28 protein-coding genes are annotated in these 26,552 nt (G+C 72.4%); 16 read left to right on the top strand and 12 right to left on the bottom strand.

Annotated elements, in window-relative coordinates; genetic code table 11:
- Positions 1-153: 153 nt before the first annotated feature.
- Positions 154-1,197 (top strand): fibronectin type III domain-containing protein, encoded by a 1,044-nt coding sequence (locus OG904_RS27490; protein WP_405495421.1) that lies wholly within the window; start codon positions 154-156, stop codon positions 1,195-1,197.
- Positions 1,198-1,395: 198 nt separating this feature from the next.
- On the top strand, positions 1,396-3,417 hold the full coding sequence (locus OG904_RS27485) for an ATP-binding protein (RefSeq protein WP_405495419.1): 2,022 nt from the start codon (positions 1,396-1,398) through the stop codon (positions 3,415-3,417).
- 147 nt (positions 3,418-3,564) lie between these two features.
- Here OG904_RS27485 and OG904_RS27480 read toward each other — a convergent pair whose 3' ends face one another.
- On the bottom strand, positions 3,565-3,750 hold the full coding sequence (locus OG904_RS27480; protein ID WP_405495417.1) for a DUF5999 family protein: 186 nt from the start codon (positions 3,748-3,750) through the stop codon (positions 3,565-3,567).
- A 155-nt stretch (positions 3,751-3,905) separates the two neighbouring features.
- Here OG904_RS27480 and OG904_RS27475 point away from each other — a divergent pair, with 155 nt between their 5' ends.
- Entirely contained in the window at positions 3,906-4,343 is a 438-nt protein-coding gene (locus OG904_RS27475) for an SRPBCC family protein (RefSeq protein ID WP_405495415.1), read from the top strand.
- A 95-nt stretch (positions 4,344-4,438) separates the two neighbouring features.
- Here OG904_RS27475 and OG904_RS27470 read toward each other — a convergent pair whose 3' ends face one another.
- Complete coding sequence (locus tag OG904_RS27470) at positions 4,439-5,668, bottom strand: acyl-CoA dehydrogenase family protein (protein WP_405495413.1); 1,230 nt, start codon at positions 5,666-5,668, stop codon at positions 4,439-4,441.
- 198 nt (positions 5,669-5,866) lie between these two features.
- Between OG904_RS27470 and OG904_RS27465 the strand changes: the two genes are divergently transcribed.
- Entirely contained in the window at positions 5,867-6,511 is a 645-nt protein-coding gene (locus OG904_RS27465) for a TetR family transcriptional regulator (RefSeq protein WP_405495411.1), read from the top strand.
- A gap of 140 nt (positions 6,512-6,651) precedes the next feature.
- Here the strand turns inward: OG904_RS27465 and def are convergent, their stop codons facing one another.
- On the bottom strand, positions 6,652-7,215 hold the full coding sequence (gene def / locus OG904_RS27460) for a peptide deformylase (protein ID WP_405495409.1): 564 nt from the start codon (positions 7,213-7,215) through the stop codon (positions 6,652-6,654).
- Positions 7,216-7,338: 123 nt separating this feature from the next.
- On the opposite strand from def, the gene OG904_RS27455 reads away from it, so the two are divergent.
- The 6 genes from OG904_RS27455 to OG904_RS27430 all read left to right on the top strand — a co-directional run bounded on the left by OG904_RS27455 (position 7,339) and on the right by OG904_RS27430 (position 12,731).
- Positions 7,339-8,577, top strand: coding sequence for a MurT ligase domain-containing protein (locus OG904_RS27455; protein WP_405495407.1), 1,239 nt, complete (start codon positions 7,339-7,341; stop codon positions 8,575-8,577).
- Positions 8,578-8,596: 19 nt separating this feature from the next.
- A complete protein-coding gene (locus OG904_RS27450) occupies positions 8,597-9,325 on the top strand; it encodes a type 1 glutamine amidotransferase (RefSeq protein WP_405495405.1) in 729 nt (242 codons plus the stop codon).
- A 190-nt stretch (positions 9,326-9,515) separates the two neighbouring features.
- Positions 9,516-10,544, top strand: coding sequence for a 6-phosphofructokinase (locus OG904_RS27445; protein WP_405495403.1), 1,029 nt, complete (start codon positions 9,516-9,518; stop codon positions 10,542-10,544).
- Positions 10,545-10,682: 138 nt separating this feature from the next.
- Positions 10,683-11,612, top strand: a complete 930-nt coding sequence (locus OG904_RS27440) for a cytochrome c oxidase assembly protein (protein WP_405498305.1) — start codon at positions 10,683-10,685, stop codon at positions 11,610-11,612.
- A 32-nt stretch (positions 11,613-11,644) separates the two neighbouring features.
- Positions 11,645-11,803, top strand: coding sequence for a hypothetical protein (locus OG904_RS27435; RefSeq protein WP_330295170.1), 159 nt, complete (start codon positions 11,645-11,647; stop codon positions 11,801-11,803).
- Between the two features lie 217 nt (positions 11,804-12,020).
- On the top strand, positions 12,021-12,731 hold the full coding sequence (locus tag OG904_RS27430) for a lysophospholipid acyltransferase family protein (RefSeq protein ID WP_405495401.1): 711 nt from the start codon (positions 12,021-12,023) through the stop codon (positions 12,729-12,731).
- Positions 12,732-12,770: 39 nt separating this feature from the next.
- Here the strand turns inward: OG904_RS27430 and OG904_RS27425 are convergent, their stop codons facing one another.
- The 7 genes from OG904_RS27425 to OG904_RS27395 form a co-directional block, all read right to left on the bottom strand.
- Positions 12,771-14,453: an alpha/beta hydrolase gene (locus OG904_RS27425; protein ID WP_405495399.1), complete on the bottom strand. Its 1,683-nt coding sequence runs from the start codon at positions 14,451-14,453 to the stop codon at positions 12,771-12,773.
- 218 nt (positions 14,454-14,671) lie between these two features.
- Positions 14,672-15,478, bottom strand: a complete 807-nt coding sequence (locus OG904_RS27420; RefSeq protein ID WP_405495397.1) for an urease accessory protein UreD — start codon at positions 15,476-15,478, stop codon at positions 14,672-14,674.
- Positions 15,475-16,170, bottom strand: coding sequence for an urease accessory protein UreG (gene ureG, locus OG904_RS27415; protein ID WP_405495395.1), 696 nt, complete (start codon positions 16,168-16,170; stop codon positions 15,475-15,477). The genes OG904_RS27420 and ureG overlap by 4 nt, the downstream gene beginning before the upstream one ends.
- A 64-nt stretch (positions 16,171-16,234) precedes the next feature.
- Positions 16,235-16,909: an urease accessory protein UreF gene (locus tag OG904_RS27410; RefSeq protein WP_405495393.1), complete on the bottom strand. Its 675-nt coding sequence runs from the start codon at positions 16,907-16,909 to the stop codon at positions 16,235-16,237.
- Positions 16,910-16,958: 49 nt separating this feature from the next.
- Complete coding sequence (locus tag OG904_RS27405) at positions 16,959-18,680, bottom strand: urease subunit alpha (protein ID WP_405495391.1); 1,722 nt, start codon at positions 18,678-18,680, stop codon at positions 16,959-16,961.
- Positions 18,673-18,984 carry an urease subunit beta gene (locus OG904_RS27400; protein ID WP_405495389.1) on the bottom strand — a complete coding sequence of 104 codons (312 nt, stop codon included), beginning with the start codon at positions 18,982-18,984 and terminating at the stop codon, positions 18,673-18,675. The genes OG904_RS27405 and OG904_RS27400 overlap by 8 nt, the downstream gene beginning before the upstream one ends.
- A gap of 14 nt (positions 18,985-18,998) precedes the next feature.
- Complete coding sequence (locus OG904_RS27395) at positions 18,999-19,301, bottom strand: urease subunit gamma (RefSeq protein ID WP_405495387.1); 303 nt, start codon at positions 19,299-19,301, stop codon at positions 18,999-19,001.
- A gap of 304 nt (positions 19,302-19,605) precedes the next feature.
- Between OG904_RS27395 and OG904_RS27390 the strand changes: the two genes are divergently transcribed.
- Positions 19,606-19,995 (top strand): VOC family protein, encoded by a 390-nt coding sequence (locus OG904_RS27390; protein ID WP_405495385.1) that lies wholly within the window; start codon positions 19,606-19,608, stop codon positions 19,993-19,995.
- A gap of 5 nt (positions 19,996-20,000) precedes the next feature.
- Here the strand turns inward: OG904_RS27390 and OG904_RS27385 are convergent, their stop codons facing one another.
- The gene (locus OG904_RS27385; RefSeq protein WP_405495383.1) at positions 20,001-20,450 is read right to left on the bottom strand and encodes an ATP-binding protein; all 450 of its coding nucleotides are present in this window, start codon (positions 20,448-20,450) and stop codon (positions 20,001-20,003) included.
- Between the two features lie 197 nt (positions 20,451-20,647).
- Between OG904_RS27385 and OG904_RS27380 the strand changes: the two genes are divergently transcribed.
- The gene (locus tag OG904_RS27380; protein ID WP_405495381.1) at positions 20,648-21,532 is read left to right on the top strand and encodes a helix-turn-helix domain-containing protein; all 885 of its coding nucleotides are present in this window, start codon (positions 20,648-20,650) and stop codon (positions 21,530-21,532) included.
- A gap of 13 nt (positions 21,533-21,545) precedes the next feature.
- Positions 21,546-21,779, top strand: a complete 234-nt coding sequence (locus OG904_RS27375) for a DUF397 domain-containing protein (protein ID WP_405495379.1) — start codon at positions 21,546-21,548, stop codon at positions 21,777-21,779.
- Positions 21,780-21,785: 6 nt separating this feature from the next.
- Here the strand turns inward: OG904_RS27375 and OG904_RS27370 are convergent, their stop codons facing one another.
- Complete coding sequence (locus tag OG904_RS27370; protein ID WP_405495377.1) at positions 21,786-22,961, bottom strand: 8-amino-7-oxononanoate synthase; 1,176 nt, start codon at positions 22,959-22,961, stop codon at positions 21,786-21,788.
- Between the two features lie 156 nt (positions 22,962-23,117).
- Here OG904_RS27370 and bioB point away from each other — a divergent pair, with 156 nt between their 5' ends.
- From bioB to bioD, 3 genes are all read left to right on the top strand, one after another.
- The gene (bioB, locus tag OG904_RS27365) at positions 23,118-24,377 is read left to right on the top strand and encodes a biotin synthase BioB (RefSeq protein WP_405495375.1); all 1,260 of its coding nucleotides are present in this window, start codon (positions 23,118-23,120) and stop codon (positions 24,375-24,377) included.
- A 157-nt stretch (positions 24,378-24,534) separates the two neighbouring features.
- Positions 24,535-25,767 carry an adenosylmethionine--8-amino-7-oxononanoate transaminase gene (locus tag OG904_RS27360; RefSeq protein ID WP_405498303.1) on the top strand — a complete coding sequence of 411 codons (1,233 nt, stop codon included), beginning with the start codon at positions 24,535-24,537 and terminating at the stop codon, positions 25,765-25,767.
- 1 nt (position 25,768) lies between these two features.
- Positions 25,769-26,470: a dethiobiotin synthase gene (gene bioD, locus OG904_RS27355; protein WP_405495373.1), complete on the top strand. Its 702-nt coding sequence runs from the start codon at positions 25,769-25,771 to the stop codon at positions 26,468-26,470.
- The last annotated feature ends 82 nt before the right edge of the window (positions 26,471-26,552 follow it).

The raw sequence follows: 26,552 nt of genomic DNA, 5'->3' as shown, positions 1-26,552 counted from the left end.
CAGATGGGAGCAGAGGGGGACGAACCGGGCCGCATCGGCGGAGAGGGTCCGCGCGCGGGCCGCAGGGGTCTTGCCCGGCCGCCGCACGGCGTGCCATATATGTCTAGACCTTTCCGGGGAGCAGGAAGGGACGGAAGAAGAGGGGCGCCCGCCGTGCACGACCCCGCACCAGGCCCCGCGCCGATCAACGCACCGCCCGCCGCGCCGGGCCCCGTGCCGCACCCCGTGCACAGCCCCCGGAAGCGGACGGCACGGCGGGCGGCGCTCGCCGTGTCCCTGGCCCTCGCGGCCGCCGCGCTGACGGCCTGCGAATCCGCCGACACCACGCCCCCGCCCGCTCCGGCCGGGCTGACGGCCCAGGCGGGCAGCGCCACCTCGGTCCACGTCATGTGGCAGTCACCGGCCCCCGCCGACGGGGTGGCCACCTTCCTGGTCTTCCAGGCCGACCGCCTGGTCCGCGAACTCCCCGCCGACAAGACGATGACGGACATCACCGGCCTCACCCCGCAGACGGCCTACGCCTTCACGGTCCGGGCCCGGGACGCCGCCGGGAACACCTCCGCGGCCGGCCCGGCCGCCTCGGCCACCACCCCCGCCGCGAAGGCCGAGGACCACCTGGCACCGACCGCCCCGCCGAGTGCGGCAGGCCGGGCCCTCGGACCCACCTCCGCCCAGCTGACCTGGGCCGCGGCCACCGACGACTCGGGGGTCACCGCGTACGACGTCTACCAGGGCGAGGCCCGCATCCACACGGTCGGCCCCGGCATGACCGGCACCGTCCTGGAGGGCCTCCAGCCCGACACGGTGTACACCTTCACCGTCCGGGCCAGGGACGGCGCCGACAACTCCTCCCCCGCCGGCCCCGCCGTGGACGTCACGACCCCGGCCGGGCCGGGACAGCGGCCGAACACCGCTCCGGCCGAGTTCACCGCGACCGCCTCGCCGGGCGCGGTCACCCTCGCCTGGACCGCCCCGCCGACCGGCCGGGAGACCAGCGAGTACGAGCTCTACGTCAACGGCCGGCCCACCACCGTCATCCAGTTCGGCGCGGGCGCCGTCCCGGCGGGCCGCGCCGAACACCGGCTTTCGGTCACCGAACCGCCCGGCACCGTATGGACGGTGAAGCTCCGGGCCCGGCTGCCCGACGGCAACTGGGGTGCGTTCTCCGCCGAACGGCGGGTCGTCCTCGCCTCCTGAACCCCTCATGAACCGCTCCCGAACTCCTCCTGAACCCCCCGCGTGGCCCGGGCACCGACAATCAACCGAGTCGATATGACCCGAACGGCCCTGCGACGAAAGAAGATCGCGCACAATACTTCCGTGTTCGGTGAGTACTCGGTCAACAACAATCAGGCAGATTCCGCGGGCGGCGCCCCTGGGCCAGACTCTGGCGCCGTGGCGGGAAACCTGCCGCCGGAGACGGCGAGCTTCGTGGGCCGCGAGCGTGAACTCGGCCTCCTGTACGGCCTTCTGCGCGAGCGGCGCCTCGTGACGCTCACGGGGGTCGGTGGTGTCGGCAAGTCCAGGCTGGCCCTGCGCGCCGCCGCCGATCCCCGCCAGAGCCGGCCCGACGGGGTGTGGTGGGTGGAGCTCTCCCCGCTGCGCGACGCCGAGTTGCTCACCGCCACCGTCGCGCACGCCATCGGTCTCGCCCACCAGTCCCCGCGCCCGCTCGACGAGGAACTGTGCGCGTGGATGGCCGACAAGGAGCTGCTGATCGTCCTCGACACGTGCGAGCACCTGGTGGCCGCCTGCCGCCACCTGGTGGGTGAACTCCTGCAGTCCGCACCGGGGCTGACGGTGCTGATCACCTCCCGCGAGCCGCTCGGCAGCCCCGGCGAGAGCCTGGTCGAGGTCAGTCCGCTCCCCAGCGACGGACCCGACAGCGACGCCCTCGCCCTGTTCCGGGCCCGCGCGATGTCCGCCACCGGGCACGCCGCGGCCGCCTTCGCCGACCCGGACCGGGCGGCCGTGGCCGCCGAGATCTGCCGCCGCCTGGACGGGATCCCCCTCGCCATCGAACTGGCCGGTGCCCGGCTGCGGCTGTGGACGCTGGAGCAGATGGCACAGCGCCTCGAAGTCCGCTTCGACCTGCTGTCCGACACCACCTTCGCCCGGCTCCCCCGCCACCAGACGATGCGGACCGCGATCGGCTGGAGCCACGAGCTGAGCGAGCCGGTCGAACGGCTCCTGTGGGCCCGGCTCTCGGTGTTCACCGGGGACTTCGACGCCGCCGCGGCGCGCGCGGTCTGCTCGGGCGGACCCCTGCCCGCGGCGCGCGTGGAGCGGGTGCTGGCGGGCCTGGTCGCGAAATCGGTGGTCCAGCGCACCCTGGAGCGGGGTGCGGGCGCCCGCTACCGGCTGCTGGACACGATCCGCGAGTACGGCCAGGACTGGCTGGCGGAGCTCGGTGAGGAGCAGATCGTCGCCGACCGGCACGCCCACTGGTACGCCGCGCTCTCCAAGGCCGCCGACCGTGGCTGGATGGGCCCCGGCCAGGTGGACTGGTACCGCAGGATGACCGCCGAGCACGCGCAGCTGCGCACCGCCCTGGAGCACCTCCTCGGCTCGGACCCCACGGCGGCCCTGGAGACGGCCGGCGCGCTGTGGTTCTTCTGGTTCTCGTGCGGGCACGTCCACGAGGGCCGGGCCTTCCTGGAACGTGCCCTGCTCACCGGTCCGCGCTCGGGAGCGGCGTACGTCCAGGGCCTGTGGGCGCTGGGGCTCACCGTCATGCTCCAGGGCGAGCTGGACGCCTCCGAGCAGCTCGGCCGGGAGAGCACCCGCGCGGCGGCCACGCTGGCCGATCCGGAACCGGAGCTGCGCGCCGCCTACCTGCACGCGGTGTCGGTGCTGATGCCGGGCGATCCCGCACGGGCGCTCGCGCTCGCGGGGCCCCGGGCGCGCGGGGGGCACGGCGGCAGGCCCAGCGGTGCGGGCTGGCTGCTGTGCCGGCTGGCCACCGGCTACGCCCTGTGCGACCTCGGGCGCTTCGAGGAGGCCGAGCAGGAGGCGCTGGGCCTGCGGGAGGCGTGCGCGGAGCTGGGCGAGCGCTGGCTGCGGGCATACGCGGACTACATCCTGGCCGTCGCGGCCTTCGGGCTCGGCCACCACGGGGAGGCGGCCCGGCACGCGCGGGCGATGCTGTCGGGAAAGCGGCTGCTGGGCGACCGCTTCGGGATCGCGCTCGGTCTGGACCTGCTGGCGGCGGCGGTGGCGGCCATGGGCGACGGCGAGCTCGCGGCGCGGCTGCTGGGCACGGGGCACGCCTGGTGGCGCACGGTGGGCCGGCCGCAGATGGGCTCCCCCTCGCTGACGGCCCTGCGCGACCAGGGCGAACGCCAGGCCAGGGCGGCGATCGGCGACGAGGCCTACGAAAGCGCCTTCCTGGGCGGCGCGGCGGCGTCCACCGGCTGACGCTCAGCCGGTGGCGCCGTTGCGTAACTCCGGGGCTCCCGTCAGTACGGGAGGGGTCTGCCCGACGGGGTACGCAGATCCAGGTCTCGGGGTGCGGGCTTGGGGACGGGCTTGCGGATCAGCTGCTGGCGCATGCTGCCTCCTCGCTCAGACCAGGGCCGGGCGGCGGGGTTCCACCGTGCGGCCGTCGGGGAGCAGTTCACCGGTGTCGTCGAAAACCACGGCACCGTTGCAGAGCAGGTTCCAGCCCTGCTCGGGGTGGGAGGCCACGGTACGGGCGGCATCGTGATCGACGCTGTCGGCAGACGGGCATGGGGGCTGGTGGGAGCACATGGCGCACCTCCTCGCAGAGTGGGGCGGGAAGGCCGGTGGTCACCCGGTCGAATCCGCGATCCACGGTGGCGGTGAGTATTACTGATCGCCACCCCTGGGCGGTACCCATATTCACCGCCCAGTTCAGGGTGTGTATGCCCGATTACGATGTGCTCATGCCCGCTGTCCGGATCATTCGCCGAACACTTCTCGCGCCGGAGGAGGCATGGCGGAGGCTGACGGACTGGGAACGCCACGGCGCAGCCGTCCCGCTCACCCGGGCGATCATCGAAACGCCGCCTCCCACGCACACCGGGACCCGTTTCACCATGCGTACGGGAGTGGGGAGCATCACCTTCGACGACCCGATGGAAGTCACCCTCTGGCAGCCGCCTCGGGACGGCTCGGCGGGACTGGTCCGCCTCGTCAAACACGGCCGCGCGGTGCGGGGCCGCGCGGAGATCGAACTCCGCCGCTCGCCCTCCGGCGGCTGGGAGGCCGAATGGCGCGAGGAACTGTACGTACGGGGCCTGGGGCGCCCCTTCGACCCCCTGGTGGCAGCGGCGGCCCGCCTCTTCTTCACGCGCGCCCTGAAAGCCCTCCTGCGCCCCTGACCGGCCCGCGGGGCCGCCGGGCACGCCCCGGGCGCACGGAGAGGGGCCGGGGCCGCCGTGAGGCGGCCCCGGCCCCTTCCCCGTCCGAGCCCGCGCTAGCGGATCGGCATGCCCGAGAGCGTGCGGGCGATCACCAGGCGCTGGATCTCGCTCGTCCCCTCGAAGATCGTGTAGATCGCGCTGTCGCGGTGCATGCGCTCCACCGGGTACTCACGGGTGAAGCCGTTGCCGCCGAGGATCTGGACCGCCTGGGCGGTGACCTTCTTGGCGACCTCGCTCGCGAACAGCTTCGACATCGAGCCCTCGGCCGAGGTGAAGGGCTTGCCCGCGACCGCCATCCAGGAGGCCCGCCACACCAGCAGCCGGGCCGCGTCGATGGAGGTCCGCATGTCGGCGAGCTGGAAGGCGACGCCCTGGTTGTCGATGATCGGCCGACCGAACTGCGTACGGGTCTTCGCGTAGTCCAGCGCCACCTCGAACGCGGCGCGCGCCGTGCCGACCGCCATGGCGCCGACGGCCGGCCGGGAGGCCTCGAAGGTGGCCATGGCCGCGTTCTTCACCCGCTCGCCGCCGCCCGCCTTCGCCCGCTCGTGGGCCCGCGCGAGCCGCTCGTCGAGCTTCTCCTTGCCGCCCAGGAGGCAGGAGCCCGGTACGCGTACGTCCTCCAGCACCACCTCGGCGGTGTGCGAGGCGCGGATGCCGTGCTTCTTGAACTTCTGCCCCTGGGAGAGGCCCGGGGTGTTCGGCGGCACGATGAAGGAGGCGTGGCCCTTGGTGCCGAGCTCGGGGTCGACGACGGCCACGACGATGTGGACGTTGGCGATGCCGCCGTTGGTCGCCCAGGTCTTGGTGCCGTTGAGCACCCACTCGTCCTTGGCCTGGTCGTAGACGGCGCGGGTGCGCATGGAGCCGACGTCGGAGCCGGCGTCGGGCTCGGAGGAGCAGAAGGCGGCGACCTTCACGTCGTCCGGGGTGCCGTACATCTGCGGGATCCAGGTGCCGATCTGCTCCTCGGTGCCGTTGGCGACGACGCCGATGGCGGCGAGCCCGGTACCGACGATGGACAGCGCGATGCCCGCGTCCCCCCAGAACAGCTCCTCCATGGCCATCGGGATGCCGAGGCCGGTGGGGTCGAAGAACTGCTGGGCGTAGAAGTCGAGGGAGTAGATGCCGACCTTGGCGGCCTCCTGGATGACGGGCCACGGAGTCTCTTCGCGCTCGTCCCATTCCGCGGCGGCGGGGCGGATCACGTCGGCGGCGAAGCCGTGGATCCAGTCCCGTACCTGCTTCTGGTCGTCGTTGAGCTCCATGGTGAACTCCGCCATGTCCCCTCCAGCTTTCGTATCACGCTGCCGCACAAGTAGTTACCAACGGTAACCCCCAAGATGACTCCAGTCTGTTACCGGCCGGTAAGCACTGTCAAGCAGCAGCGACGGCGCACCGCCGGTGAGATCGTCAGGGTGTGCGGGGTGTTACGTTGCGTGGGCGTCAGGACATCGCAAGGGCGGGGAGTGAGACACGTCATGGAGACCACACAGCAGGCCGGCGAGCCGGGAACGGGCGAGCGCCGACGGCGGGAGCTGCTGGAGGCCGCCGACCGGGTCGTCCTCAGGGACGGCCCCAAGGCGTCCATGAACGCCATCGCGGCGGAGGCCGGCATCACCAAGCCGATCCTCTACCGGCACTTCGGGGACAAGGCGGGCCTCTACCAGGCGCTGGCCGTCCGGCACACGGACGCGCTGCTCGACTCGCTGCGCGCGGCGCTCGACGCCCCCGCCGAGCGGCGCAGCCGGGTGGAGTCCACCCTCGACACCTATCTCGCCGCCATCGAGGCCCGGCCCCAGGTCTACCGCTTCCTCATGCACCCGGCCGAGGACTCCCACAGCGCGGAGCGCGGCTTCGACGTCGGCCTGCACTCGGCCCCGCTGCTGCGCCGCCTCGGCGAGGAGCTGGCCCAGGTGATCGGCGAGCGCGTGGACCTCGGCCCCGGCGGAGAACGCCTGGCCCGGGTATGGGGTCACGGAATCGTCGGCATGATGCACGCGGCGGGCGACTGGTGGCTCGGCGAGCGCCCGTGCGAACGCGCGGAGCTCGTCACCGGCCTCACCGACCTCCTGTGGGGCCGCCTGGCCACGGCCGGCAACCGTGCGGACGGCCCGGGCTTCTGATTCAGGCCCCGCCTGAATCAAGCCCCGCCTGATTCCTGATTCAGGCCCCGCCGGCCAAAATCAGCCCCGCCGGCGTTTGAGGCGCGGGGTCCGGGGCGGAGCCCCGGGAACCCCGGCCCCGCCGGGCCCCTACCCCCGGCTCACTCCCCCAGCGCGTGGATCCCGGCCGCACCCCAGTCCGTCTTGCGGATCTGCCTCCGCAGCTTGCGCGACCGCAGCCCGGTCACCCGCTCCGCGTACACCCCACCGGCCAGGTGATCGCACTCGTGCTGGAGGCAACGGGCGAAGAACCCGGTCCCGGCCACCCGCACCGCCGCCCCGTCCGAGGTGACCCCCTCCACGACGGCCTCGTCGAAGCGGACCGTGGAGGCCTCCAGCCCCGGCAGGGACAGGCAGCCCTCGGGCCCGGCGAACTCGTCCCCGTCGGCGGAGACCAGCCGCGGGTTGACGATGTGCCCGACGTGCCGGACGTCCTCGTCGTCGGGGCAGTCGTAGACGAACACCCGCTGCCCGACGCCGATCTGGTTCGCGGCGAGGCCGACGCCCTGGGCGGCGTACATCGTGGCGAACATGTCCTCGATGAGCCGGTCGAGGGCCGGGCCGAACTCGGTGACCTCCGCGCAGGCGGAGTGGAGCACCGGATCGCCCAGCAGGCTCATGGTGCGGACGATGCCGGAGGTACCGGGGATGGGGCGCTGTCGCATGGCCGTAAGGGTACGACGGGCGACTATATGAGGAGATCTTCGGCAGACCGGGGGCGCCGCGGTCGGGGTCCGGGCCGGTACTGGATAGGCTGGGGGCGACCGACGCAAGGAGGACAAGGGACGATGGCAGGCAACACAGAGCCGCTTTCGCCGCGGGCCAAGCTGGCCGTGACGGCGGGCAAGGCCGCGGCGGCGGTGTCGCGGGCCGCGGGACGCGGAAGCGGATCGGTGATCGGAGGCAAGGTCGCGCTCAAGCTCGACCCCGATCTCCTCGGCGCGCTGGCGCAGCATCTCGACGTCGTCCTCGTCTCGGCGACGAACGGCAAGACCACGACGACCCGGCTGATCGCGGAGGCCCTGCGGGCCAGCGGTCCGGTCGTCTCCAACGCGCTCGGCGCGAACATGCCCGCGGGCATCACCTCGGCCCTGGCGGGCGGCTCGGAAGCCCGCTACGGCGTCATCGAGGTGGACGAGAAGTACCTGGCCGGAGTGGCCCGGGACGTCACCCCCAAGGTGATCGCCCTGCTGAACCTCTCCCGGGACCAGCTGGACCGCGCCGCCGAGACCCGCATGCTCGCGGAGAAGTGGCGCGAGGGCCTCTCGGGCTCCAAGGCGGTCGTCGTGGCCAACGCCGACGACCCGCTGATCGTGTGGGCCGCCTCCTCCTCCGCGAACGTGGTGTGGGTCGCGGCCGGCCAGGAGTGGAAGGACGACGCCTGGTCGTGCCCCTCCTGCGGTGGCGTCATGCAGCGTCCGGGCGACGACTGGTACTGCGGCGAGTGCGGTTTCCGGCGGCCCACCCCGAGCTGGGTGCTCTCCGGCGACCACGTGCTCGACCCGCACGGCAGCGCCTGGCCCATCAGCCTCCAGCTCCCGGGCCGCGCCAACAAGGCGAACGCCGCCACCTCGGCGGCCGTCGCCGCCGTCTTCGGCGTTCCGCCGCAGGTCGCGCTGGAGCGGATGTACCAGGTGCAGGCCGTCGCCGGACGCTACGACGTGGTGAGCTTCCAGGGCCGCGAGCTGCGACTGCTGCTCGCGAAGAACCCGGCGGGCTGGCTCGAAACGTTTTCGCTGATCGACCCGCCGCCGACCCCGGTGATCCTGTCGGTGAACGCGCGCGGCGCCGACGGCACGGACACCTCCTGGCTGTGGGACGTGGACTACCCGCGCCTGGCCGGCCACCCGATCTTCGTGATCGGCGACCGCAAGCTGGACCTCGCGGTCCGCCTGGAAGTCGCGGGCCTGGACTTCCGGGTGTGCGAGACCCTCGACGAAGCCGTGCAGCTGGCGCCGCCCGGGCAGATCGAGCTGATCGCCAACTACACCGCCTTCCAGGACGTGCGCCGCCGCGTCGGCAACTAGTACCCATAAGGACAAGAGCATGAGCGACAACAGCCTGCGTCTGGTGTGGGTCTACCCCGACCTGCTCAGCACGTACGGAGACCAGGGCAACGCCCTCGTCGTGGAGCGCCGGGCCCGCCGGCGCGGCCTGGACGTGCAGCGCGTGGACGTGCGCAGCGACCAGCCGATCCCCACCTCGGGCGACATCTACCTGATCGGCGGCGGCGAGGACCGGCCGCAGCGGCTGGCCGCGGAGCGCCTGCTGCGCGACGGCGGTCTGGAGCGGGCCGTCTCGAACGGCGCGATCGTCTTCTCCGTCTGCGCCGGCTACCAGATCCTGGGCCAGGAGTTCGTCAACGACGTCGGCCAGCGCCAGGAGGGCCTCGGCCTGCTGGACGTGGTGACCGTGCGCGGCGAGGCCGAGCGGTGCGTCGGCGACGTGCTCGCGGACATCGACCCGAAGCTCGGCCTGCCGCAGCTCACCGGTTTCGAGAACCACCAGGGCGTCACGCACCTCGGCCCGACGGCGAAGCCGTTCGCCCGGGTCACGATGGGCCGCGGAAACGGCACCGGGGACGGCACCGAGGGCGCGTACAACGACACGGTGTTCGGCACGTACATGCACGGCCCCGTGATGGCGCGCAACCCGCAGATCGCGGACCTGCTGCTGAAGCTGGCCCTCGACGTGAACGCGCTGCCGCCCATCGACGACCGCTGGTACGAGGCGCTGCGCGCCGAGCGGATCGCGGCGGCGACGCAGCCGGCGTAAGCCCCGCGGCGTCCTTCGTCCGGCCCGGATCCCCCTCGGGGATCCGGGCCGACGTGTGTTCGTACTACTGATCTGACCAGCATGTGGAGGATGGTTCAGTCCAGCCTCGATCCGCTTGTAGGGTGCTGGGTAGTTCCAACCGGACGACGTGGTCCGGTCGTCGGCCCACGTTGCAAAGGTCCTTCCTGCCATGCGCATTGGTGTGCTCACTTCCGGAGGCGACTGCCCCGGGCTCAATGCCGTCATCCGCTCCGTCGTACACCGCGCCGTCGTCGACCACGGGGACGAGGTCATAGGCTTCCACGACGGCTGGCGCGGCCTGCTGGAGTGCGACTACCGCAAGCTGGACCTGGACGCCGTCAGCGGCATCCTGGCCCGCGGCGGAACGATCCTGGGGTCCTCCCGGGTCCAGCCCGCCCATCTGCGAGACGGCGTGGAGCGGGCCCGCGGCCACGTCGCCGATCTCGGCCTGGACGCGATCATCCCGATCGGCGGCGAGGGCACGCTGAAGGCCGCGAACCTGCTCTCGCAGGGCGGCCTGCCGATCGTCGGCGTCCCGAAGACCATCGACAACGACATCGCCTCGACCGATGTCACCTTCGGCTTCGACACCGCCGTCGGCGTCGCCACCGAGGCACTGGACCGGCTGAAGACCACCGCGGAGTCCCACCAGCGCGTGATGGTCGTGGAGGTCATGGGCCGCCACACCGGCTGGATCGCCCTGCACTCGGGCATGGCGGCCGGCGCGCACGCGATCGTCGTACCGGAGCGTCCCTTCGACATCGAGGAGCTGACGGCGATCGTCGGCGAGCGCTTCTCGCAGGGCAAGCGGTTCGCGATCGTCGTGGTCGCCGAGGGCGCCAAGCCCGCCGCGGGCAGCTCGATGGCCCTGGAGGCGGGCGGCACCGACGTGTACGGGCACGAGCGGTTCGCCGGCATCGGCAACCGGCTCGCCGTCGAGCTGGAGGACCGCCTCGGCAAGGAGGCCCGGCCGGTCATCCTGGGCCACGTCCAGCGCGGCGGCACGCCCACGGCGTACGACCGGGTCCTGGCGACCCGCTTCGGCTGGCACGCGGTGGAGGCGGCGCACCGGGGCGAGTTCGGGATGCTCACGGCGCTGCGCGGCACGGACATCGTGATGGTGCCGCTCGACGAGGCGGTGCAGACGCTGAAGACGGTTCCGGCCGAGCGGTACGCCGAGGCGCAGAACGTTCTGTGATCTTTCCCCCTTTCTCCGTGTCACTCCCGTAATGGGCGCCCCCGGACGATTCCCGTCCGGGGGCGGCACTACTGTGGTGGGGCACCACGGGTCAAGGGAGTGAAGAGATTGAGTTACCTCGCGCACGACGGCATGGACATGGACATGGACCTGCCGCCCTTCACCCTCGGGCGCGGGCTGGAGTTCTCCTTCGACGCCTTCTTCCTGATCGGCTCGCTCGTGGGCCTCGGCCTGTACGCGTGGGGCGTGGTCCGGCTGCGCCGGCGCGGGGACTCCTGGCCGGTCGGCCGGATGGTCGCCTTCGCCCTCGGCGTGCTGAGCGTTGCCCTGGTGATGTGCACCAAGCTGAACGACTACGGCATGGTCATGTTCAGCGTGCACATGGTCCAGCACATGGTGATCAGCATGCTCAGCCCGATCCTGCTGCTGCTGGGCGCGCCCGTGACCCTGGCGCTGCGCGCGCTGGCGCCTGCCGCCCGCGGCAGCAAGGGGCCGCGGGAGCTGCTGCTGATGCTGCTGCACAGCCGCTACATGAAGGTGGTCACCCATCCGGTGTTCACCATTCCGCTGTTCATCGCGAGCCTCTACGGCCTGTACTTCACGCCGATCTTCGACTTCCTGATGGAATCCAAGACCGGGCACATCGCGATGATGGTGCACTTCCTCGCCGTCGGCCTCGTCTTCTTCTGGCCGATCATGGGCGTGGACCCGGGCCCGCACCGCCCCGGCTACGTGATGCGCATGCTGGAGCTGTTCGCCGGCATGCCCTTCCACGCCTTCTTCGGCATCGCGCTGATGATGGCCAGCGAGCCGATGGTCAAGACGTACGCGAACCCCCCGGCCTCCCTCGGCATCGACCCGCTGCTCGACCAGCAGTGGGGCGGCGGCATCGCCTGGGCCTTCAGCGAGATCCCCTCGGTGCTCGTGCTGATCGCGCTGGTCTACCAGTGGTACCACTCGGAGCAGCGGGCGGCGAAGCGCTCCGACCGGTCCGAGGACCGCAGCGGAGACCAGGAGCTCGCGGCCTACAACTCATATCTGGCCTCACTCCAAGCGCGTGGCCAGTAGCGCCGGAGCACCTTCGCGCGCCACCATGGGGCATGACGGGATCCGTGAAGGCGATGGCCGTGATGACCTTCGCCTCTCTGGTGGTAATCGCCACGTACTCCGTGGCGCTCGGCAGCAACGGCTGGCTGTGGTTCGGCTGGGTGGTGCTGGGACTGCTCACCGCGGGAATGGCGGCTTCGCGCAGCGTGTGAGCGGGGCGCCCGCCGCGGCAGCTGTGCCACGGACCCCGGGCGCGCACCGCGACGCCCTCTTCCCGCGCCCGCAGGCCCCCGATGCGGGCGGTCCGCCGCCCCCGGCGTACGGACAAGATCAAGCCGCCCGCCGGATCTCCTGCGCAGACCCCCTCCGGCCTGCCGCTGACCGTCCGTAAGATGGTCGTGACAACGGGAAGTCGACGGGAGCGGCCTGGTGTTCTACCACTTGCTCAAGCACGTGATCCTCGGGCCGCTGCTGCGGCTGCTGTTCCGGCCTCGCATCGAGGGGCTCGAGAACATCCCCGCGGACGGGGCGGCGATCATCGCGGGCAACCATCTGTCCTTCTCCGACCACTTCCTGATGCCCGCGATCCTCAAGAGGCGCATCACCTTCCTCGCGAAGGCCGAGTACTTCACGGGCCCGGGCGTGAAGGGACGGCTCACCGCCGCCTTCTTCCGCAGCGCCGGCCAGATCCCCGTCGACCGCTCCGGCAAGGACGCCGGTCAGGCCGCGCTCCGCGAGGGGCTCGGGGTGCTCTCCAAGGGCGAGCTGCTCGGCATCTACCCGGAGGGCACCCGCTCGCACGACGGGCGGCTCTACAAGGGCAAGGTGGGGGTCGCGGCGATGGCGCTGGGCGCCGGGGTGCCCGTCGTACCGTGCGCGATGGTCGGAACCTTCGAGATCCAGCCGCCCGGGCAGAAGATCCCCAGCATCCGGCGGGTCACGATCCGCTTCGGCCGGCCGCTGGACTTCTCCCGGTACGCCGGGATGGAACGCGAGCGGGCCGTGCTGCGGGCCGTCACCGACGAGATCATGTACGAGATCCTCGCGCTGTCCGGCCAGGAGTACGTGGACCGGTACGCCGCCGAGGTCAAGGCCGAGGAGGAGGAAGCACGGAAGAAGGCCCGGCGCAGGACGCGCTGAGCCCTCTCCCGTGCGGTGTGGAGCTGTTGCCCCGGCCGGCTAGCGGATGGCCGGGAGCTCGTCCTTCGCCTGGAGCTCGGCGGCGGCCGGAGCCTGGGCGAGCGACTTGGCGGCGACGGCGGCCGGGGCCACCGGAGTGGCGTGCGGACCGCACTTCACGTCCTGGGCGTCGACCTTGCCCGTGAGCAGGTAGGTGTCCACCCGGCTGTTGATGCAGGGGTTCACCAGGTTGGTGACACCGTGCGAGCCGGCGTTCTGCTCGGTGATCAGACGCGAACCGGCGAGCCGGTTGTGCAGCGAGACCCCGCCCTCGTACGGCGTGGCCGCGTCGCGCTCGGACTGCACGATCAAGACCGGCGGCAGGCCGCTGCGGGCACCGGCACCGACCTCGATCGCGTTGTACTGCTTGGACTTCCAGGTCGCGCAGGGGAGGTTCATCCACGCGTTGGCCCAGGTCATGAAGGGGTACTTCTTGTGGAGCTCGGTGTTGTCCCGGTCCCACTTGGACCAGCTGGTGGGCCACTTGGCGTCGGCGCACTCCACGGCGGTGTAGACGGCGGTGCCGTTCTCCGCGGCGATGTTGCCCTGGATGTCGGTCATGTCCGGGGCGATGGCGTCGATCAGCGCCTGCTCGTCACCGGCCGCGTACGCGGCCCAGGTCTGGGCCACGGGCACCCAGGAGGAGTCGTAGTACGGGGCGCTCTGGAAGAACCCGATGAGCTCGGCCGGGCCGACGAGCCCGCCGAGCGGGTTGGCCTTGGCCTTGGCGCGCAGCTCGAGCCACTTGGCCTCGACCTTGGCGCGGGTGTCGCCGAGGTGGAAGACGCCGTCGTTCTTGGCGACCCAGTCCTCCCAGTCGTTCCAGCGCATCTGGAAGGCGACGTCCTGGCCGAGGTTGGCCTCGTACCAGATGTTGTCGCGGTCCGGGTCCACCACGCTGTCGACGATCATGCGGCGCACGTGGTTCGGGAACAGGGTCGCGTAGACCCCGCCGATGTAGGTGCCGAAGGAGACGCCGAGGAAGTTCAGCTTCTGCTCGCCGAGTGCGGCACGGATGACGTCCAGGTCACGCGCGATGTTCGGCGTGGTCATGAACGGCAGCATCTCGCCGCTGCGCTCCTTGCAGCCGTCCGCGTACTCCGCGGCGAGCTTGCGCTGGGCGTTCTTGTCGGCCTTGCCGTCCGGCACCGGGTCGGCCTTGGGGACCGAGACGTACTCCTGCGGGTCGATGCAGGAGATCGGCGCTGAGTGGCCGACGCCGCGCGGGTCGAAGCCCACGAAGTCGTAGGCCTTCGCGGTGTTGACCCACAGCGCGCTGTTGGTGGTGATGCGGCGGGGGAAGCGCATGCCCGAGGCACCGGGACCACCCGGGTTGTAGATGAGCGCGCCCTGGCGCTCCTGCTTGGTGCCGGTGCTGACGGCGCGGTCGACCGCGAGGTCGATCGTCTTGCCGAACGGCTTGCTGTAGTCGAGCGGGACCTTCACATAGCCGCACTGGATGGGCTTCTCGAAGCCCCAGTCGGCCGGACAGTCCTTCCAGTCGATCCCGGTACGGGCCGCACGGGCGGCGGCGATCTGGGTGCCGATCGCCTCCGCGATCCCGCTGTCGCGCCCGGCCGAGGAGGCCTGGGAAGCCGACGCGGTCGGGGCGAGCAGCAGGCTCGCCGCCAGTGTGCCGGTGATCAGAGTGGCGGCGCTCCCCAGCGCCGCGTTGCGTATCACGTGGTTGTTCCCCCTGCGTCATCTGCCGCCATGGGCGGCGGGGTTCGGGCCGGTGGATGTCGTCGGCGTGTGCAGGGGGATACTTTCGCCTGACCAGGAGCGGGCGACAGAGCGCGGGCCCTATCTTTGCCAACCCGATATCCGGAAACGGGTGTACCGCTGAGCGGTGCCGGGTTCGTCCGGGGTTCTGCTCCCCCGTCCGCGGGTGTGCTTACGGGTCACCAACCGTAGCTTCCGCAGGCGGAGTCGAGCAGTTCGCGCAGCCGCAGCGCGTCCGGTGCCAGGGCCGTGACCAGGACGGCGGGGCCCGCCAGCGGGGTGACCGCCGCGAACTCGCCGAGCATCCGGGCCTGCGGCGGGTTCGCCCCGAAGTCCGGGTCCACCACCAGGAGCTGGCCCAGCGCCCGGTGGCCGGCGAGTCCCGCCGGACCGTCCCAGCCGCCGGGCGCTCCGGGACCGCAGGCCAGTTCCTGGTCCAGCAGCGGCCGTCCGTCCCGGGTCACCGTGAGCCGGCTGCGCAGCAGGCCCGGGAGTTCCCCGGTGCGGCCCAGCACCTGCTCCTCGCGCAGCAGGAGCCGGGCGGTGGGGGCGAGTTCGGCGCGGGTGCGGACCCGCAGGTCGCTGCCGCGCACCGAGACCAGTGGCTCCGGCAGCCAGCGCACCGCCGACCGGTCCGCCAGCGCGAGCCGTACGTCGTACCGCGCGGGCTCCCCGTGCCGGCCGGGCAGCGCCAGGGTGGCCGCCGCGGAGCGGAGCACCAGCCGGGCGCCGGGACCGGCTTCGGCCTCGACGGTGAGGTGGTCGCCTCCCAGGGGGGCGCTCATCGCGCCGACCAGCATGACGCCGGCCTCGCCGCCCTCGCCCCGGGTCCGGCGCAGGGCGAGCGGCCCCTCCCCGGCCAGCAGGGGCAGGGCGGTGGAGCCCCGGCCGTCGGCGGCGGCGCCGATCCGGGCGGTGGCGCGCAGGCCGGCCGGAGCGGGGGCCGGGGGGCCGGGCGGGGCCGCGCCCGTCACCGTAGGACTCACCGGTCCGACCAGGCGGCGATCCGCTCGCGCACCCAGGCGGCCACCGGAGCCACGCCTTCGCCGCCGCGCAGGGACTGGAAGGCCACGGGTAGTTCGCCGCGCTGCTCGGCGGCGTCGCGGGCCATCCGGCCCAGGTCCGAGCCGACGTGGGGGGCCAGGTCGGTCTTGTTGACGACGAGGAGGTCGGCGGTGGTGACGCCGGGGCCGCCCTTGCGCGGGATGTCGTCACCGCCCGCCACGTCGATGACGAAGATCTGGGCGTCGACCAGGCCCCGGGAGAAGGTGGCGGTGAGGTTGTCGCCGCCGGACTCCACGAGGATGAGGTCGAGCCGGCCGTGCCCGAGGAAGGCCTCCTCCAGCTCCTCGACGGCCTCCAGGTTGGCGGAGATGTCGTCGCGGATCGCGGTGTGCGGGCAGGCCCCGGTCTCCACGGCGCTGATCCGCTCGGGCGGCAGGACGGCCTCGCGGAGCAGGAACTCGGCGTCCTCGCGGGTGTAGATGTCGTTGGTGACGACTGCCATGGACAGCTCCGCGCGCAGCTCCCGGCAGAGGGCGGCGACGGTGGCGGTCTTGCCGGAGCCGACCGGGCCGCCGAGGCCGATGCGCAGGGCGCGGCGGCTGCCGTCCGGGCGCAGCGGTTCGGCGCTGTGGGTGTGGCGGTGCGGGAAGACCGCGCCGTGGTCGAGGTGCATGGGGTTCTCCTTGGGGTGCTGCGGGGGGTGCGGGGATGCAGGGGGGCGGCTCGGGTGCGCCGGATCAGGAGGCGAAGAGGCGCACCGGCCAGTCGGCATGGGCCTGGGCCGCGATGTCCAGCAGCGGCGAGGAGGCCGCGGGCAGGACGTGCGGGCCCTCGGCGCGGGCGCGCAGCGCCGCCCGCTCCGCCTGCCGGGACACGGAGTCCAGCTCGGGGGCGAGCCCGGCCAGGACCCGGCTCGCCTCGAAGGGGTCCAGGCCGAGCAGCCGTACGGTGGCGGTCGCCGGCCCGCTCACGCTCTCGTACGCCGCCACGTGCGCGGCCTCCAGCGCGCCGAGCCCCGCCGACCGGGCCGTGACGCCCAGCACCACGGGCTGGTGCGCCCCGCGCGGGAACGCGGCGGCCAGCGCGTCGAGTTCCGCGCCGGGCCAGGTGGCGCGGGCGGCCCGCATGAGCTGGCGCCCGAGCCTGCGCGCGGCGGTGCGCAGCGCGGGCGACGGGGTCCGGGCGTCGGCGGCCCCGTCGAGGGCCGCCGGGTCGAGCCCGAGGGCGGCCGCAGCGGCGAGGCCGGCCGCGACGAGCCCGGCGGTGTGCAGCCGGCCCCGGCAGAAGTCGTCCAGGGTGGCGGCGTCGTGGATCCGGCCCGCCTTGCAGGCGGCCTCGGCCCCGCCGGAGTGGGCGTGCCCGCCGGCGGGGAAGCGGCCGTCGGCGAGGACGAGGAGGGCGGCGAGGCTCATCGCGGCGTGCCCGTCGGACGAGGTCCTCCCATCGGAAGGGGCCCTCCCATCAGAAGAGGAAGTAACGCTGGGCCATGGGCAGCACCGCGGCCGGCGCCGGTTCCACGACTTCGCCGTCGATGGTGACGGTGAAGGTGTCGGCGTCGACCTCGACCCTCGGCATGGCGTCGTTGTTGCGCATGTCCGCCTTGGTCACCTTGCGGGTGCTCTCGATGGCGACGAACTCCTTGCCGAGTCCGAGCCGTTCGGGCAGTCCGTCGTCGAGGGCGGCCTGGGACGTGAAGTTGACGGAGTTGAGGCCGGGGGCGCGACCGTAGGCCCCGAACATCGGGCGCGGCAGGACCGGCTGCGGGGTGGGGATGGAGGCGTTGGCGTCGCCCATCTGCGCGTAGGCGATCTGGCCGCCCTTGATGACGAGTTCGGGTTTGACGCCGAAGAAGGCGGGGTTCCACAGCACCAGGTCGGCGAGCTTGCCGGTCTCCACCGAGCCGATCTCGCGGGCCAGGCCCTGGGCGACGGCGGGGTTGATCGTGTACTTGGCGACGTAGCGGCGGGCCCGGTGGTTGTCTGCGGGTCCGTCGCCGGGCAGGGAGCCGCGCCGCTTCTTCATCACGTGGGCGGTCTGCCAGGTCCGCAGGATCACCTCGCCGACCCGGCCCATGGCCTGGGCGTCGGAGGACATGATCGAGATGGCACCCAGGTCGTGCAGGACGTCCTCGGCGGCGATGGTGGAGGGCCGGATCCGGGATTCGGCGAAGGCCAGATCCTCGGGGACGGCCGGGTTGAGGTGGTGGCAGACCATCAGCATGTCGAGGTGTTCCTCGACGGTGTTGACGGTGTGCGGCCGGGTCGGGTTGGTGGAGCTGGGCAGGATGTTCGGCTCGGAGACCACGGTGACGATGTCGGGCGCGTGCCCGCCGCCCGCGCCTTCGGTGTGGTACGAGTGGATGGTCCGTCCGCCGATGGCGGCGAGGGTGTCGGCCACGAATCCGGCCTCGTTGAGGGTGTCGGTGTGGATGGCGGCCTGGGCGCCGGTCTCCTCGCAGACGGTGAGGCAGGCGTCGATGACGGCGGGGGTGGATCCCCAGTCCTCGTGGAGCTTGAAGCCGAGCGCACCGCCGCGCAGCTGGGAGTACATGCCCTCGCCGGACATGGTGTTGCCCTTGCCGAGCAGGCCGATGTTGACGGGGTGGGCCTCCAGCGCGGCGAACATCCGGGCCAGGTGCCAGGGTCCGGGGGTGACGGTGGTGGCCTTGGTGCCCTCCGCGGGTCCGGTGCCGCCGCCGACGAGGGTGGTGATGCCGGAGGCGAGGGCCTCCTCGATCACGGTGGGGGAGATGAAGTGCACGTGGGCGTCGATGGCGCCGGCGGTGAGGATCTTCCCGTTGCCCGCGATGATCTCGGTCTCCGGGCCGATGACCAGGGCCCGGTCGACCCCGTCCATCGTGTCGGGGTTGCCCGCCTTGCCGATGCCGCAGATCCTGCCGTCGCGGATGCCGACGTCGGCCTTGACGATGCCCCAGTGGTCGAGGATCACCACCCCGGTGACAACGGTGTCGGCGGCGCCCTCGGCGCGGGTGGTGCGGGCCTGGCCCATGGATTCGCGGATGACCTTGCCGCCGCCGAACACGGCCTCGTCGCCGGCCAGTCCGGGGCCGCCGCCGAGGTCCCGCTCGATCTCGACGAAGAGGTCGGTGTCGGCGAGGCGGATGCGGTCGCCCGTGGTGGGGCCGAAGAGGTCCGAGTAGACCTGGCGCGATATCTCAGCCATCGAGCGGCCCTCCGGTCTCCGCGCGCAGGCCCGGCACGGTGCGCAGCCCGGCCAGCGGTACGAGTGCCACGGCGACCGGGATGCCCGGCTCGAAGCGGACCGCGGTGCCGGCGGCGATGTCGAGGCGCAGTCCGCGGGCGGCTCGGCGGTCGAAGTCGAGGCCGGGGTTGGCCTCGGCGAAGTGGTAGTGGGAGCCGACCTGGACGGGCCGGTCGGCGGAGTTGAGCACGGTGAGACGGGTGACGGGCCGGCCTTCGTTGAGGCGCACCGGACCGTCCCCGTAGGCGATTTCGCCGGGGATCATGCGGGTACTCGCTCTCAGACGATCGGGTCGTGGACGGTGACGAGCTTGGTGCCGTCCGGGAAGGTCGCCTCGACCTGGACGTCGTGGATCATCTCGGGTATCCCCTCCATGACCTCCGAGCGGTACAGGACGGATCGTCCGGAGGCCATCAGCTCGGCCACGGTCCGCCCGTCCCGGGCGCCTTCCAGGATGTGTGCGGTGATCAGGGCGATGGCCTCGGGATGGTTGAGGAGGACGCCCCGCGCCTTGCGTTTCTCGGCCACGTCCGCGGCCACGTGGATGAGCAGTCTTTCCTGCTCGTGGGGGGTCAGTTGCACAGCAATCACCAAGCTTCCGGGACATGATCGACATCGTGCCGAGCCGACCCTACGGTCCTTCAACACTTTGTTGACCTGCACATATCCAAGCCAAGCGTGTCTTGCCCAACGCGGGGAAAGGCTTTCCGTCCCGACCACCGCCGCTTTGCCGGCCCATGGGTGATCATTGGCGATGGGGACGTGGCCGCCACGCTAGGTGCCGCGTTTTTCCGCTGAGTTAACCCACGTTTCGGGGAGGTGCCCAGTTCAACTCCGGTCGCCGCCCAGCCCCGTTCCGTATACGGAGCGGACCACGAGGAGCAGCATGTTTCTGAACCCCGTCCACCACATCACCTTCGACGCGCAGGACCCGTACGCACTGGCGCAGTTCTGGTCCGAGGTCACCGGCTGGCCCATCCACCCGGACGACCTGGCGGACGACCCCGAGATCTCGCTCGTGCCGGGTCAGCCGGGAGTGACCGGCCTGCTCTTCTGCCGGGTGCCGGAGGGCAAGTCCGTCAAGAACCGGGTCCACTTGGACATCCAGCCGACGACCGGCACCCGCGACGAGAACGTCGAGCGTCTCCTCGGGCTCGGCGCGAAGCTCTTCTCCGACATGCGGCGGGAGGACGGCAGCGGCTGGGTCACGCTCACGGACCCCGAGGGCAACGAACTGTGCATCGAGCGCAGCGCGGCGGAGCGCGCGGGCTCCTGATCCGGTCAGCAGCCGGTGGGCATCGCCGCCGGAGTGCCGACCGCCCAGGGCAGGGCGATCCACACGGTCTTGCCCCCGTCCTCGGTCGGACTGACCGAGAGCCGGCCGCCCGCCTCCGCCGCGAGCCAGCGGATGATGACCATCCCCCGGCCGTTGTCCTGCTGGACGGCGGCCGGGAGCCGCCTGGGCCAGCGCGGGTGGCTGTCGGTGACCCCGATGCGGAGCCATTCCTCGCGCTCCAGGCGGACGTCCACGGTGAAGGTGGGCGACTTGCCGAAGGTGTGCTGCACGGAGTTGGTGGCCAGCTCCGAGACGATCAGCCGGATGCTGTCGGCGGTGTCGGTCCCGTCGGGGAGTCCCCACCCGCTCAGCACCTCGGCGACGTAACGCCGGGCGGCCGCGACCGAGGCGGGATCGCTCGGCAGAGTGACGGATGCTTCCTGGTGATCTGCCATGGCGACGGTCCCTTTCCCACCGGGGCGGAGCCGCCCCGGATCTGTGCTGGACGCCAGAGTGCCACCCATCGTCCCGCCGTTTCCGCAGATCCCCCAAGATATGCATATATCTGTCGCTCGATGCAGTGAACTCTGCTACGGAAGAGCGTATTTGGACGGCAGACTGGTGCGAGCTGTGCCGGTGGAAGGAGGTGGGTGTGCAGCACGGTCCCGCGGTGCGCCGACGCAAGCTCGGCGAGGAACTGCGTGCCCTTCGTGACCGGTCCGGACTCACCAGTGGTGAGGCGGCCCGGCTGGCGGGATGGCACCAGTCGAAGATCAGCCGTATCGAGACCGGGCGCAGCGGCGTCAAGGTCGAGGACATCCGGCTGCTGCTAGACGTCTACGGAGACGTCGTGAGCGCGCAGCAGCGCGCGCTGCTGGAGGCCCTCTCGGCCTCGGCGGCGGGCCCCGGGCCGGACGCGGACACCGGGCGCGGCCGGCAGTGGTGGCACGACTACCGGGGTCTGCTGCCGCAGGAGTACCGGGACTTCATCAGCCTGGAGGCGGGCGCCCGCTCGGCCCGCACGGTCGAACTCTCCGTGGTGCCGGGGCTCCTGCAGACTCCGGAGTACGCGCGCGCGGTGACCCGGGCCGCGCTGGGCGGGCTGCCGGAGCCGAAGGTCGACGCGCTGGTCGACGTACGCCTGGCGCGCCAGAGCGTGCTGCGGGCGGATCCGCCGCTGCAGCTGAGCGCCGTGCTGGACGAGGCGGTGCTGCGGCGCTCGATCGGCGGCCCGGGGGTGATGGAGGAGCAGCTGCGGTACCTGGTGGAGGTGGCACGCCTGCCCCAAGTGCGGCTGCAGGTGCTGCCGTTCAGCGTGGGGGGACATCTCGGCCTCACCGGACCGTTCGTAATTTTCTCATTTCCGACCATCGCCGATCTGGATGTGGTGGTACTCGACCATTTGACGAGTAGCCTCTATCTGGAGCGGAAGGAAGACCTTGAGGCGTACAGCGCCGCGTTCCGCACCATCCAGGCGCACGCCCTCCCGCCCCGCGACTCGTCGGATCTCATCAGCGCCCTCGCTGACGACGCGTAAGGAGGCACCCCCCGTGTCCGCAACCCCCTTATCCACAGGCGGACTTCTGAACAGCGCGCGGTGGCGGCGAAGCAGCCGCAGCACCGGAATGAACAACTGCGTGGAAACGGCCGTCCTCGGTGGCGGACTGCTCGCCGTCCGCGACTCCAAGCGGACGGACGGCCCGGCCGTGCTCTTCACCGGGCCGGCCTGGAACGGTTTCCTCGACTCCATGGGAACGGAACCACGGGCCGAAAGGGTCCCGTAGCTCCGCTCAGCGGTCCGTGGCTCCGGACGGAGCGGTCCCCAGGATCGTCTCCACCGCCCGGCCGATCTCCACCCCCGTGAGATCCGCCCGCGCGGTCAGTCGCAGTCGGGAGATGCCGTCCGGCACCGACGGAGGCCGGAAGCACCCCACGGACAGACCAGCCTCGCGGCAGTCGGCGGCCCAGCGCAGTGCCGCCGAAGCCGACGGGGCCCGTACCGACACCACGGCCGCGTCCGGCCGGGCCGCGGTCAGGCCGGACGCGGTGAGCCGCCCGTACAGCTCGGCGGCCACCTCGCGGGCCCGGTCCGCGCGCTCCGGCTCCCGCTGGAGCAGGCGCAGGGCGGCCAGCGCGGCGCCCGTCGCGGCCGGGGCGAGCCCGGTGTCGAAGATGAAGGTCCGCGCGGTGTTGACCAGGTGCCGGATCACCTTGGCCGGGCCCAGTACGGCGCCGCCCTGGCTGCCCAGGGACTTCGAGAGGGTCAGCGTCGCGACCACCCCGGGCGCCCCCGCGAGCCCGGCGGCGTGCAGCGCGCCGCGGCCGCCCGCCCCCAGCACGCCGAGCCCGTGGGCGTCGTCCACGAGCAGGGCCGCGCCCTCGGCCCGGCAGGCCGCGGCGTACTGCGCGAGCGGTGCGGCGTCCCCGTCGACCGAGAACACCGAGTCGGTGACCAGCAGGGCCCGCCCCCCGTGGGCGGCGAGCGTCTTGCGCGCGCTGTCGGGGTCGGAGTGCGGGACGACGGCGGTCTCGGCGCGCGAGAGCCGGCAGCCGTCCACGATCGAGGCGTGGTTGCCCGCATCGGAGACGACCAGGGTGCCGCGGTCGCTGAGCGCGGTGACGGCGGCGAGGTTGGCCGCGTACCCGGAGGAGAGCACCAGCGCCGCCTCGAACCCGCAGAAGGCGGCCAGCTCCCGCTCCAGCTCCGCGTGCAGCTCGGTGGTGCCGGTGACGAGGCGAGAACCGGTCGCTCCCGCGCCCCAGCGCTCGGCCGCTTCGCGCGCCCCCCGTACCGTCTCCGGGTGCCGGGACAGCCCGAGGTAGTCGTTGCTCGCGAGATCGAGCAGCGGGGAATCCGCCGGCCGCGGACGCAGCGTCCGGACGAGTCCGGCCTGTTCCCGGGCCCGCTCCGCGTCGTCGATCCAGGAGAAGACGTCCACGGGGGCGGGGGTGTGCTGGTCGGGCATCGACGGTCCTCGCGTTTTGTCGGCAGTCCACAGACCTGCCCGACCCTAACCGCCCGTGACCCGGGCGACAGGTGTGGCGATACACACACTCTCTTCCGGCCATGTTGTTCGATCTCTCCTTGGCCGGGAGTGGTCGGGTGGGACAGGATCGGGACCATGGACCTGCTGAACACCCTCGTGGACAAGGGGCTGCGGCGCGAGCTGCCGACCCGTGAAGAGGCACTCGCCGTGCTGGCGACCTCTGACGACGAACTGCTGGACGTGGTGGCCGCGGCCGGCAAGGTGCGCCGCCAGTGGTTCGGGCGCCGGGTCAAGCTGAACTACCTGGTCAACCTGAAATCGGGGCTCTGCCCCGAGGACTGCTCGTACTGTTCCCAGCGGCTGGGATCGAAGGCCGAGATCCTCAAGTACACGTGGCTGAAGCCCGAGGAGGCCTCCCAGGCCGCGGCCGCGGGCGTGGCCGGCGGGGCGAAGCGGGTGTGCCTGGTGGCGAGCGGGCGCGGCCCCACGGACCGCGACGTGGACCGCGTGGGCAAGACGATCGAGGCCATCAAGGAGCAGAACGAGGGCATCGAGGTGTGCGCCTGCCTCGGTCTGCTGTCGGACGGCCAGGCTGAGCGCCTGAAGGACGCGGGCGCGGATGCCTACAACCACAACCTCAACACCTCCGAGGCCACGTACGGCCAGATCACCAAGACCCACACCTACGCGGACCGGGTCGACACGGTGCAGAAGGCGCACGCCGCGGGCCTGTCTGCCTGCTCGGGTCTGATCGCGGGCATGGGCGAGAGCGACGAGGACCTCGTCGACGTCGTCTACTCGCTGCGCGAGCTGGACCCGGACTCGGTGCCGGTCAACTTCCTGATCCCCTTCGAGGGCACCCCGCTGGCCAAGGAGTGGAACCTCACCCCGCAGCGCGCCCTGCGCATCCTGGCGATGGTCCGCTTCGTCTGCCCCGACGTCGAGGTCCGCCTCGCGGGCGGGCGCGAGGTGCACCTGCGCACCATGCAGCCCCTCGCCCTGCACCTGGTCAACTCGATCTTCCTGGGCGACTACCTGACCAGTGAGGGCCAGGCCGGCCAGGCCGACCTCGACATGATCGCGGACGCCGGTTTCGAGGTCGAGGGCGCCGGTACGTCCACGCTGCCCACCCACCGCTCCGAGGCCGCGGAGAGCGCCGGGGGCTGCGGCTCGAAGGGCGCGGGCGCCTCGCTCTGCGGCTCCTCCGCCTCCGCCTCCTCCGACCCTTCCGCCCCGGCGGACGGGGCCGGTTGCGGTTCGGCGTGCGGCGGCTGCTCGGGGCACGCCGGGCACGAGGCCCCCGTACCGGCCCAGGCCGAGGCGGGCGAGGTCCGGTCCGGTCTGGTGGCGGTACGCCGCCGCGGCGCGGGAACGGACCTCGCTCCCAATGCCTGATCAGCACCACTCGCCCGACGGGCTGCCGGCGGCCGGACTCCCGGCCGCCGGTCTGGCCGCCGCCGAGCTGCCGGCCGCTGGGCTCCCGGCCGCCGGACTCACGGCCGCCGAGCTGCTGGCGCTGGACCGGCAGCACGTCTGGCACCCGTACGGCCCGATGCCCGGGCGGCAGGAGCCGCTGGTCGTCGAATCCGCCTCCGGGGTCCGGCTGCGGCTCGCCGAACCCTCCCGGGGACACGACGAGCTGGTCGACGGCATGTCCTCCTGGTGGTCGGCGATCCACGGGTACAACCACCCGGTGCTGAACCAGGCCGTGACCGGCCAGCTCGGCCGGATGTCACACGTGATGTTCGGCGGGCTCACCCACGAGCCCGCCGTCCGGCTGGCGGCCAAGCTCGTCGAGCTCACCCCGGCCGGCCTGGAGCACGTCTTCCTCGCCGACTCCGGTTCGGTCTCGGTCGAGGTCGCGGTGAAGATGTGCCTCCAGTACTGGCGTTCGGTGGGACGCCCCGGGAAGACCCGGCTGCTCACCTGGCGGGGCGGCTACCACGGCGACACCTGGCAGCCGATGGCCGTCTGCGACCCCGAGGGCGGCATGCACGAGCTGTGGTCGGGGATCCTCCCGCGCCAGCTCTTCGCGGACGCCCCGCCGAGCGGCTTCTCCGCCCCCGTGGACGAGTCCTACGTCGCCCACCTGCGCTCCCTGTTCTCCGGGCACCGGGACGAACTGGCGGCCGTGATCGTGGAGCCGGTGGTCCAGGGCGCGGGCGGCATGCGCTTCCACAACCCCGGCTACCTCCGGGTGCTGCGGGAGCTGTGCGACGAGTTCGACGTCCTGCTGATCCTGGACGAGATCGCCACGGGCTTCGGCCGCACCGGCGCGCTGTTCGCGGCGGACCACGCCGGGATCACCCCGGACGTGATGTGCCTGGGCAAGGCGCTGACCGGCGGCTACCTCACCCTCGCCGCCGCGCTCTGCACGGAGCGGGTCGCGGACGGGATCTCGCAGGGCGAGGTCCCGGTCCTGGCCCACGGGCCGACCTTCATGGGCAACCCGCTGGCGGCGGCGGTGGCACTGGCCTCGATCGAGCTGCTGCTCGGGCAGGACTGGCAGCGCGAGGTCAAGCGCATCGAGGCGGCCCTGCTGGAGGGGCTGGCCCCGGCGGCGGAGCTGCCCGGCGTCCGGGAGGTACGGGTCCTGGGCGCGATCGGCGTCATCCAGCTCGATCACCCCGTCGACATGGCACGCGCCACGGCGGCGGCGGTCCGGGAGGGCGTGTGGCTGCGCCCGTTCCGGGACCTGATCTACACGATGCCGCCGTTCGTCACGGGCGACCCCGATGTGGCCCGCATCTGCCGTGCGGTGGTCGCGGCCGCGAAGGAGGCCTGACATGGCGGTACTCGTGGTCTCGGGGACGGGAACCGAGATCGGCAAGACGGTCGTCACCTCGGCCGTCGCCGCGGCCGCGCTGGCCGCGGGACTCTCGGTGGCCGTCCTGAAGCCGGCCCAGACGGGCGTCGGCCCGCAGGAGCCCGGGGACGCGGCGGAGGTAGCCCGGCTGGCCGGGCCCGCCGTCACCGCCGTGGAACTGGCGCGCTACCCGGAGCCGTTGGCCCCGGACACGGCGGCCCGGCGGGCCGGCCTCCCGACGGTCTCCCCGGAGCGGATCGCGGAGACTGTCCGCGCTCTGGCACTCTCCCACGACCTGGTCCTCGTGGAGGGCGCGGGCGGCCTCCTGGTCCGCTTCGACGAGGCCGGGCACACCCTGGCCGACGCGGCCCGCCTCCTCGGGGCCCCGGTCCTGATCGTGGCCCCGGCGGGTCTGGGCACCCTCAACTCCACGGCCCTCACCGCGGAAGCCCTCCGGGCCCGGGAGCTCACCGCCCTGGGCGTGGTGATCGGCAGCTGGCCGGCCGAGCCCGATCTGGCGGCCCGCTGCAACCTGGCCGACCTCCCGTCGGTCTCCGCCCTCCCCCTGCTGGGCGCGATCCCCGCGGCGGCGGGCGCCCTCGACCCCGCCGACTTCCGCGCCTCCGCGGCCGGCTGGCTCGCCGCGCCCCTGCACGGCACCTGGTCCCCGCCGGCCGTCTGACGCGGTCATGCGCATGGGGCCGCCCGGTGGCGGGCGGCCCCCTGCGCATGGCAGCCCTGCGCATGGCAGCCCTGCGGATGGC

The sequence above is a fragment of the Streptomyces sp. NBC_00096 genome (assembly GCF_045041305.1).
In the GTDB taxonomy this organism is placed as follows: Bacteria; Actinomycetota; Actinomycetes; order Streptomycetales; family Streptomycetaceae; genus Streptomyces.
Note: the sequence above shows the minus strand (reverse complement) of the source record. Positions and strands in the feature narration are given on the sequence as shown.

Bases quoted from the DNA above. Each gene is read 5' to 3' on its own strand.
- OG904_RS27480 (WP_405495417.1), bottom strand. From the start codon at position 3,750: ATGTGCTCCCACCAGCCCCCATGCCCGTCTGCCGACAGCGTCGATCAC.
- OG904_RS27475 (WP_405495415.1), top strand. From the start codon at position 3,906: ATGCCCGCTGTCCGGATCATTCGCCGAACACTTCTCGCGCCGGAGGAG.
- OG904_RS27470 (WP_405495413.1), bottom strand. From the start codon at position 5,668: ATGGCGGAGTTCACCATGGAGCTCAACGACGACCAGAAGCAGGTACGG.
- OG904_RS27465 (WP_405495411.1), top strand. From the start codon at position 5,867: ATGGAGACCACACAGCAGGCCGGCGAGCCGGGAACGGGCGAGCGCCGA.
- def (WP_405495409.1), bottom strand. From the start codon at position 7,215: ATGCGACAGCGCCCCATCCCCGGTACCTCCGGCATCGTCCGCACCATG.
- OG904_RS27455 (WP_405495407.1), top strand. From the start codon at position 7,339: ATGGCAGGCAACACAGAGCCGCTTTCGCCGCGGGCCAAGCTGGCCGTG.
- OG904_RS27450 (WP_405495405.1), top strand. From the start codon at position 8,597: ATGAGCGACAACAGCCTGCGTCTGGTGTGGGTCTACCCCGACCTGCTC.
- OG904_RS27445 (WP_405495403.1), top strand. From the start codon at position 9,516: ATGCGCATTGGTGTGCTCACTTCCGGAGGCGACTGCCCCGGGCTCAAT.
- OG904_RS27440 (WP_405498305.1), top strand. From the start codon at position 10,683: ATGGACATGGACCTGCCGCCCTTCACCCTCGGGCGCGGGCTGGAGTTC.
- OG904_RS27435 (WP_330295170.1), top strand. From the start codon at position 11,645: ATGACGGGATCCGTGAAGGCGATGGCCGTGATGACCTTCGCCTCTCTG.
- ureG (WP_405495395.1), bottom strand. From the start codon at position 16,170: ATGCACCTCGACCACGGCGCGGTCTTCCCGCACCGCCACACCCACAGC.
- OG904_RS27410 (WP_405495393.1), bottom strand. From the start codon at position 16,909: ATGAGCCTCGCCGCCCTCCTCGTCCTCGCCGACGGCCGCTTCCCCGCC.
- OG904_RS27405 (WP_405495391.1), bottom strand. From the start codon at position 18,680: ATGGCTGAGATATCGCGCCAGGTCTACTCGGACCTCTTCGGCCCCACC.
- OG904_RS27400 (WP_405495389.1), bottom strand. From the start codon at position 18,984: ATGATCCCCGGCGAAATCGCCTACGGGGACGGTCCGGTGCGCCTCAAC.
- OG904_RS27390 (WP_405495385.1), top strand. From the start codon at position 19,606: ATGTTTCTGAACCCCGTCCACCACATCACCTTCGACGCGCAGGACCCG.
- OG904_RS27385 (WP_405495383.1), bottom strand. From the start codon at position 20,450: ATGGCAGATCACCAGGAAGCATCCGTCACTCTGCCGAGCGATCCCGCC.
- OG904_RS27370 (WP_405495377.1), bottom strand. From the start codon at position 22,961: ATGCCCGACCAGCACACCCCCGCCCCCGTGGACGTCTTCTCCTGGATC.
- bioB (WP_405495375.1), top strand. From the start codon at position 23,118: ATGGACCTGCTGAACACCCTCGTGGACAAGGGGCTGCGGCGCGAGCTG.
- OG904_RS27360 (WP_405498303.1), top strand. From the start codon at position 24,535: ATGCCCGGGCGGCAGGAGCCGCTGGTCGTCGAATCCGCCTCCGGGGTC.
- bioD (WP_405495373.1), top strand. From the start codon at position 25,769: ATGGCGGTACTCGTGGTCTCGGGGACGGGAACCGAGATCGGCAAGACG.